Source organism: Sneathiella litorea, assembly GCF_009882915.1.
Lineage (GTDB): Bacteria > Pseudomonadota > Alphaproteobacteria > Sneathiellales > Sneathiellaceae > Sneathiella > Sneathiella litorea.
Genome location: NZ_WTUW01000004.1, coordinates 1 through 226 on the forward strand (window position 1 = coordinate 1; position 226 = coordinate 226).

General features: G+C 45.6%; 1 protein-coding gene. It reads right to left on the reverse strand.

The features are described from left to right. The coding region (locus GQE98_RS13885) for a DDE-type integrase/transposase/recombinase (RefSeq protein ID WP_161316326.1) at positions 1 to 226 on the reverse strand (226 nt) is incomplete at both ends.

Sequence of the window (226 nt, forward strand, 5' to 3'; positions counted from 1 at the left end):
GAAATGGCAGGTGGGAGTTTTCACAACGATTGTTCTTCCAACGCCCAGTTACCTGGATATCTTTGTTTCCAATCAAAGTCATAGCGGCACGATATGACCGTAATCTGTCCGTTACAATCGCATGAGGTTTTCCATATCGTTTCATAAGTTTCTTAAGGAAAACCAAAGCTGCCTTGCGATCGCGTCGCTTGGAAACAAAGGCTTCCAGCACTTCTCCCTCGTGATC